The organism is Acinetobacter sp. C15, assembly GCF_013420645.1.
GTDB lineage: Bacteria > Pseudomonadota > Gammaproteobacteria > Pseudomonadales > Moraxellaceae > Acinetobacter > Acinetobacter indicus.
In genome coordinates this window covers 1-7,098 of record NZ_VOXR01000072.1, presented here as the reverse complement: position 1 = coordinate 7,098, position 7,098 = coordinate 1, and the positions used below count along the sequence as shown (strand labels likewise).

Here is a 7,098-nt window from a genome sequence, read left to right as displayed (position 1 = left end):
TCCCATCTTCTTAGGGTTTGGATGGAAACACCCAGTGTTTTAGCTGCAACGCCAATACTAACATATCTATTCATTTGTATATAATAATATAGAAATAAGTAGATTTCAATTAGCAGTTATTAACCCTAACCAGAATATTTCATCTTTATGCTGCTGGCCGTATTCCGTGCCGATTAAGGTATCGTGTTTGATCTGGCCAGTATGAAAGGCGCCGGACAGTTCATTCTGCAAGAAGATGCCATCTTCATCGCGCATGCGTTTAATCTGGCTGAGCGTGACCTGATCCGCTGCTGGACTGGTGTTGCTGTATTCCCGGTCCAAGGCATAATTATAATGCCGGGCGACACCGCGATATTTCAGCTGATCATTGAACTGATGTTCTAGCGTAATCGTTTGGCTGGATACTTCAGTATCGACATTGCCTACATCCTTTGCGTTGGAGGCGCCATAGAATATTTTTGGATTGGTACGTACCGGTTTGCCGGTCAGCGGGTCCATGGGAAAGCCCTGATCGGCCAAACGGTCATCGTGCAAATAATCGGCTTGCAAGAGCAGAGTGGTTCGATCTGAAATATCCCATTGCACAGACGGTGCTACAGTTTCCCGGTTCACGAAACTCTGATTGCGATAGCCATCTGAGTGTTCAAGCGCACCGGTCAGACGGACTTTGAGCTGGTCATTGAGAGCATCGGCAAAATCAAGTTCGGCACGTTTTTGCCCTAGGCTGCTGCCGATCAGGCTGATTTCATGCAGTGCTTCATCCAGGGGCTTTTTATTGATCCGGTTGATCAGCAGGCCGCCTGCTGAACCTCGGCCATATAACACGACCCGGGCCCTTTTAGCACTTCCACCCGTTCTACATTCGACAGATCACGATAATACAGCGCGTCATCGCGTACCCCATCGACATACTGATCGGAAATAGCCGAAAAGCCGCGAATCATGACCTGATCACGCTGGCCATCTCCGACACTAAAACTTAAACCGGTCACATTCTGCAATGCGCCTTGCAGGGAGATCACATTCTGTTCTTTTAAGACTTGTTGCGGAACCACATTCACAATCTGAGGAATATCTTTCATTGGTGCCATACCTTTGCTGGCGGTGGAGGCTTGCTCTACTTGCGTTTTCAGGCTAAGGCTTGCCTGTGCCGAAGAGTTGAGTGTGGGTAAAGTCACAGTACTGGCTGTTTCGTTGGCATAGGCTTGCGCTGTCATCAAGCTGAGTGAAGACAGCAAAAAAAAGAGAAGATTTCATAACATGCTCTGGATGGACCCCGAAAAAAGTGCATGCAGTGTGGGGAATAAACAGTCTGCTGTAAATGATATTGAATATCACTTTCTATTGATAATAATTATTATTTAATTGGCTTTAATGAGATATTTAAATCAAAAATATCCGCAGAGAGGATGCTGATTTTCCCTGATTTTTCCAAATGATAAAGAAATATGGGGAGTTCTGTTCTGCGGTGAAAAGCCTAAGTCTTTTAAAACTAAATAGATGGTGATTTTGAAAACTTTTATCGCAAAGTCGCGATCTCCAGATACTTTTATTTTCCACTTAAAATTTAAACCGATTCCGGCCCAAGTGCTCTAATGATTGTTGGCTGAAATCTGCTACAATTGCGCCAATTTTAAGTTATCCCTTCACGGCTTGGATTCACATGAAAATGTGTGTCGCAAACTGTGTATATATTGAAGATTTCCCTTATGTTTAAAGATCAACTCGCGAAAGAAGTCGCGGCGCGCAGGACCTTTGCGATTATTTCCCACCCCGATGCCGGTAAAACCACCATGACAGAAAAACTGCTGTTATGGGGGCAGGCGATTCAGGTGGCGGGGATGGTGAAAAGTCGTAAATCGGATCGGGCGGCGACCTCGGACTGGATGGAAATGGAAAAAGAGCGTGGGATTTCGATTACCACCTCGGTCATGCAGTTCCCGTATAAAGACAAGATGATCAACCTGCTCGATACCCCGGGGCACGAAGACTTCTCGGAAGATACCTACCGAACCTTAACCGCGGTAGACTCGGCACTTATGGTGATTGACGGGGCCAAAGGTGTCGAAGACCGGACCATCAAACTGATGGAGGTGTGTCGTATGCGTGACACGCCAATTATCTCTTTCGTCAACAAAATGGACCGTGAAATCCGTGAGCCTTTAGAGCTGCTGGATGAAATTGAAAACGTCCTGAAAATTAAATGTGTACCAATTACCTGGCCGCTGGGCACCGGGCGTGATTTTGCTGGCGTGTTTAACCTGCTGGAAGAAAAATTTTACGTGTATAAAGCCGGTTTTGGTTCGACCATTCCCGAGATTGAAGTGCGTGATGGCTATGACCATGCTGACCTGCGTGAAAAAGTCGGTGAACTGGCCTGGGCGGCATTTGAAGAATCTTTAGAACTGGTGCAAATGGCCAATGAACCGTTAGATCGTGCAGAATTCCTGGCGGGTCGTCAAACGCCGGTACTGTTCGGAACTGCACTGGGTAACTTTGGTGTTGACCATGTCCTGAATGCTTTTAGCGACTATGCGCCACCACCAAAAGCGCATCCGACTCAGGACCGTGTGGTCGAAGCGACTGAAGAAGGTTTCACGGGCTTTGTCTTTAAAATCCAAGCCAATATGGACCCGAAACACCGTGACCGGATTGCCTTTATGCGGATCTGCTCAGGCAAATATGAAAAGGGCCTGAAGATGAAGCATGTACGTATTGGTAAAGATGTGCGTATTTCTGATGCTTTAACCTTCCTGGCCGGTGACCGTCAGCATCTGGAAGAAGCATGGCCGGGCGATATTATTGGTCTGCACAACCACGGTACCATCCAGATTGGTGATACCTTCACCTCAGGTGAAAACCTGCAGTTTACCGGTATTCCGCACTTCGCACCGGAAATGTTCCGCCGTGTACGTTTAAAAGATCCGCTAAAATCGAAGCAGCTGCAAAAAGGCTTAAAAGAGCTGTCGGAAGAAGGTGCAACCCAGGTATTTATGCCGCAAAACAGCAATGACCTGATCGTGGGTGCGGTCGGTGTGCTGCAGTTTGAAGTGGTGGCCTATCGTCTGAAAGAAGAATACAAGGTCGATTGTATTTACGAGCCGGTCAGCATCAACACGGTACGTTGGGTATCTTGTGAAGATGAGAAGAAATTCAACGAGTTCAAGAAAAAAGCCCATGACCAGTTATCGGTGGATGGTGGCGGTCACCTGACCTATCTAGCGCCAAGCCGGGTTAATTTGCAGTTGATGCAGGAGCGTTATCCGGACATCGTGTTCTGTAACACCCGCGAACACTAAATGGTCATCGCCGTTAAAACAGCTTCTTCGTGAAGCTGTTTTTCTAGGATGGGGAAAATTTCAGGAAGAGAGAACCACAATGCAAACAAAAATCAGTTTTATCGCTTGTGCCGTGCTGGCACTGTCTTTGGGGGGCTGCGACTCATCTTCCCAGAACAATGAATCGGCTGAAGATGCGCGTCCTGAAAAAAATATCTTCCAGCAGGAAAAGGCTGAGGTGCTGCCATTTCTGCAGATTAAGCAGCAGCCGGCAGAGATTGCTTTGCCATTTTGTGAAAAGAAAAACTGTATTGATCTGGATATTCAAACTATTCAGACACAGGATTCATGGCTGAACCAGTGGATTGCCAAAAGTCAGGCCAAGGTGATTCAGGACCAGATTGGGCTGAAACAGGACATGAGCCTGCAGCAGGCGGTGAATGCCTATGTGAAAAAATCCGATGCTTGGCAGGCCGAGTTTGCCAAAAATCCGGCCTATGAACTGGCGCTGTATACCCGGCTGGCCTATCAGCGCAACCAGTATGTGTTATTGCAGATTGGGGTCGATAGCCATCAGGAAACAGTAAAAGTTAAAGAGCGTTATTATTTTTTCGTGGCTGATCGTCAACAGCAGCAGGCTTTAACCGCACTGGATATTATTCAGCCCGAGCAGCAAACTGCGATGCATGCAATCGTGCAGCAGGCCTATCAGCAATGGCTGAAAGAACAGAGTGCAGAGGTACAAAACACGGCACCGAAAACCTTATATTGGGGACAGGCCGACTGGTTCTTTGATCATGAAGGTATGGGGCTGCATTATCGCACCCATGAAATTGTGAAAGATGGAACACAGCTTGATATTTACTTAACGAAAGCACAAACTCAACAAGTTGTAAAAGCTGAAATTTATTCGCGCATGTTTTAATAATGGGAACATCCGCTTTGAATCTGGGATGCACAAAAGGCAATAAAGGTTATTCAATGTTAAAGCAAAAAACAGCATGGGTGATGAGTGTCTTGGCCGTGTCCATGGCATTGACCGCATGTCAGCCCAAAAATAATGAACCGAAACAGGAACAGCAGGCGCAGGCCCCAGAAGTTGAACAGCAGGCGCTAAAACTGATTGGCGAGCCGGAAAAGCTGCAGCTGAACTTGCCGGAATGTGAAGGCAAGAACTGCCCCGAGCTTTCTGTTGAGCGCTTGCAGAGTAACCAGCCTTTTGTCGATGAACAGATTGATCAGTACATTCTTAAAGAACTGAACCAGACCCTGGAAATTGCCCCGGCAGATAAACCTCTGAATGTTGAAGCGCCAGCCTCTGCGGCAGAGCCAGCTTCCTCGGCACAGGCACTGACGCAAATTCCAACGCCAAAACAGAAACTGGAACAGCAGGTGCAGCCCTTTATTGCGGCCTTCTTAAGTCTGGATCAGGAAATCAAGGCGCTGAGTGCCAATCATCAGATTAGCCTGATGATTAAACCAAAAATTTTAAACTCGGAAGGGCCGCTGGCCACCGTGGTAGTAAATAGCAGCAGCTATCTGGGCGGCGCACATGGCGCTACTGCACAAACCTATTTTAATTTTGATCTGGAGCAGAAAAAGCAGGTCAAACTGGCTGACATCTTGCAGCCGCAGCAACGAGCTGCATTGGAAGCTGCCGCCTATGACGCCTTTAAACAATGGGTGGTAGACAGCAAACTGGCCAATAATGTTGCCGAATATGAGCAGGCCTGGAAATTCAAGCTGTCGGATAATTTCTATCTGGGGCAGCAAGGCCTGATTCTGCAATATGCCGAATATGAAATTGGACCGTATGTGGTCGGTTTGCCACGGCTGATGATTCCTTATACAGAGCTGCAGCAGGTGCTGAAAAAACCATATTTGCCGGCACCTGAAGCGCCAGCCAGCGAAGCCACTACAGCAGCTGCGTCCAGCGCTGACGCGAAAACCATCTAATGACACTGGCACTGTTTGATACCCATACCCACTTTGATGTGGCGGATTTTGATGCTGATCGGGAGCAACTGGCCTATCAGGCGAAGCAGGCGGGTGTCGAACAGCTGATTTTAATTGGCTTTGTGCAGTCGCGTTTTCAGCAGTTACTGAATACCCATCAATGGCTGAACCGTTTAAGCCAGGCGCCGCGAAGCCATCTGGCACCGGGATTACATCCGTTTTATATCGAGCAGCATCAGCCGCAACATCTGCTGGATTTAGAACAGTTATTGCGTGAACAGGACTGTGTTGCGGTTGGTGAAATTGGCCTGGATACCTTTTTAAAGCAGCATAAACAGCCCGAGCTGTATCAGAAACAGCAAAAGTATTTTACCGCCCAGCTGGAGCTGGCACACCAGTTTCAGCGTCCGGTATTGCTACATATTCGTAAATCCCATGCCGATGTGCTGGCGCTGCTAAAACAGCAGAATTTTAGCTATGGCGGAATTGCCCATGCCTTTAGTGGCGGTGTTGAAGAAGCCAAAGCCTTTATCAAACTGGGTTTTAAAATTGGCGTGACCGGACAAATTACCAATTCGAATGCCAAGAAACTGCATCGGGTGGTGCAGGAATTAGGCCCAGAACATCTGGTGCTTGAAACCGATTGTCCGGATATGACACCGCTGTGCTGCCAGTCCTCGACCGAGCAGCGCACCCGCAATACGCCGGCCAATTTGCCTTATGTACTTGAAGGGCTGGCGCAAAGCCTGCAGATGGAGCAGACAGCACTGGCTGAGATGATCTGGCAGAATTCGTTACAGGCTTTACATCTGGCCTAAAATTTAAATCTCTCGCTGATGTTGCGCCGTGCAAAAATCCTCCAATCTCACACGCCATGTGAAAAAACCGTTAAAATAAGCCCTCCTGTATAAGATTTGATTGTGCAATGACTGAACTGCTCCAAGATGATGAATATGACCGCCGTTTTGCCGGTGTTGCCAAAATTTATGGTGAGGACAGCTTTCAGTATTATGCCAACAGTCATGTCATGGTGATTGGTATCGGCGGGGTCGGTTCCTGGGCGGTTGAAGCCTTGGCACGAACTGGTATTGGTGAGCTGACCCTGGTGGATATGGATGTGGTGGCCGCTTCCAACATCAACCGGCAATTACCGGCCATGAGCAGCACTTTGGGCCATGAAAAAATTGAAATTATGGCCGAGCGTTGCCGTGCTATTAATCCACGCATCAAGATCAACCTGATTGATGATTACCTGACCCCGGACAATGTCAAAGACCTGCTGGCGCATACGCCCGATGTGGTGCTGGACTGTATTGATGATGTCAAAGCCAAGCTGGCGCTGATGCTGTATTGCCGCTTTAATAAAGTGCCGCTGATTGTGTCCGGCGGTGCCGGCGGTAAACTCGATCCGCTGAAAATTCGTGTGGCTGATTTATCTAAAACCGAACAGGACCCGATGCTGGCCAAACTGCGTGCCCAGTTGCGTAGCAAAGGCATCTGTAAAAAGCCGAAAGAGAAGTTCGGGATTACCTGCATCTATTCAATTGATAATCCGTTTTCCAGTGCTGATGTCTGTGCCAGTGCCGGGCTGCGCTGTGGTGGCTATGGTTCGGCGGTAGTGGTTACTTCCAGTTTTGCGATGGTGGCCGTGGCCGAAGTTCTGAAAAAACTCGATCAGCTAAAAGCCAAACAGGCATAATCCGGTTACGATCTGATTCTAAAAAAAGCCCTCAATTGAGTAATGCCAGTCAGTTAAGAGATTGACTGGCTTTTTCTTGGGTATTTTTGAGGTTTTCCTTTTACAACCCTTGGATAACTCCTCACTCTTCTCTCAGGTATAACATACCGATTAGATTTCTCCATT

Annotated in this window: 5 protein-coding genes and 1 pseudogene; 5 read left to right on the top strand and 1 reads right to left on the bottom strand. The window is 47.7% G+C overall.

Annotation, left to right across the window (positions count from 1 at the left end; translation table 11 throughout):
* Window positions 1–114: 114 nt before the first annotated feature.
* A pseudogene (locus tag FTT63_RS14505) lies at window positions 115–1,257 on the bottom strand (TonB-dependent receptor); the annotation flags it as partial.
* Between the two features lie 452 nt (window positions 1,258–1,709).
* On the opposite strand from FTT63_RS14505, the gene FTT63_RS14500 reads away from it, so the two are divergent.
* The 5 genes from FTT63_RS14500 (at window position 1,710) to FTT63_RS14480 (ending at window position 6,933) form a co-directional block, all read left to right on the top strand.
* The gene (locus FTT63_RS14500) at window positions 1,710–3,299 is read left to right on the top strand and encodes a peptide chain release factor 3 (RefSeq protein ID WP_075174641.1); all 1,590 of its coding nucleotides are present in this window, start codon (window positions 1,710–1,712) and stop codon (window positions 3,297–3,299) included.
* Between the two features lie 79 nt (window positions 3,300–3,378).
* Entirely contained in the window at window positions 3,379–4,203 is an 825-nt protein-coding gene (locus tag FTT63_RS14495) for a hypothetical protein (RefSeq protein WP_075167525.1), read from the top strand.
* A 56-nt stretch (window positions 4,204–4,259) separates the two neighbouring features.
* The gene (locus tag FTT63_RS14490; protein ID WP_075174643.1) at window positions 4,260–5,234 is read left to right on the top strand and encodes an RsiV family protein; all 975 of its coding nucleotides are present in this window, start codon (window positions 4,260–4,262) and stop codon (window positions 5,232–5,234) included.
* Window positions 5,234–6,052: a TatD family hydrolase gene (locus FTT63_RS14485; protein WP_127800108.1), complete on the top strand. Its 819-nt coding sequence runs from the start codon at window positions 5,234–5,236 to the stop codon at window positions 6,050–6,052. Before FTT63_RS14490 ends, FTT63_RS14485 begins: the two co-directional genes overlap by 1 nt.
* Window positions 6,053–6,159: 107 nt before the next feature.
* Window positions 6,160–6,933 carry a ThiF family adenylyltransferase gene (locus tag FTT63_RS14480; protein ID WP_005180122.1) on the top strand — a complete coding sequence of 258 codons (774 nt, stop codon included), beginning with the start codon at window positions 6,160–6,162 and terminating at the stop codon, window positions 6,931–6,933.
* The last annotated feature ends 165 nt before the right edge of the window (window positions 6,934–7,098 follow it).

Excerpts from the sequence above, each read along its gene's own strand:
- FTT63_RS14500 (WP_075174641.1), top strand. The coding sequence starts at position 1,710 with ATGTTTAAAGATCAACTCGCGAAAGAAGTCGCGGCGCGCAGGACCTTT.
- FTT63_RS14490 (WP_075174643.1), top strand. The coding sequence starts at position 4,260 with ATGTTAAAGCAAAAAACAGCATGGGTGATGAGTGTCTTGGCCGTGTCC.
- FTT63_RS14485 (WP_127800108.1), top strand. The coding sequence starts at position 5,234 with ATGACACTGGCACTGTTTGATACCCATACCCACTTTGATGTGGCGGAT.
- FTT63_RS14480 (WP_005180122.1), top strand. The coding sequence starts at position 6,160 with ATGACTGAACTGCTCCAAGATGATGAATATGACCGCCGTTTTGCCGGT.
- FTT63_RS14495 (WP_075167525.1), top strand. The coding sequence starts at position 3,379 with ATGCAAACAAAAATCAGTTTTATCGCTTGTGCCGTGCTGGCACTGTCT.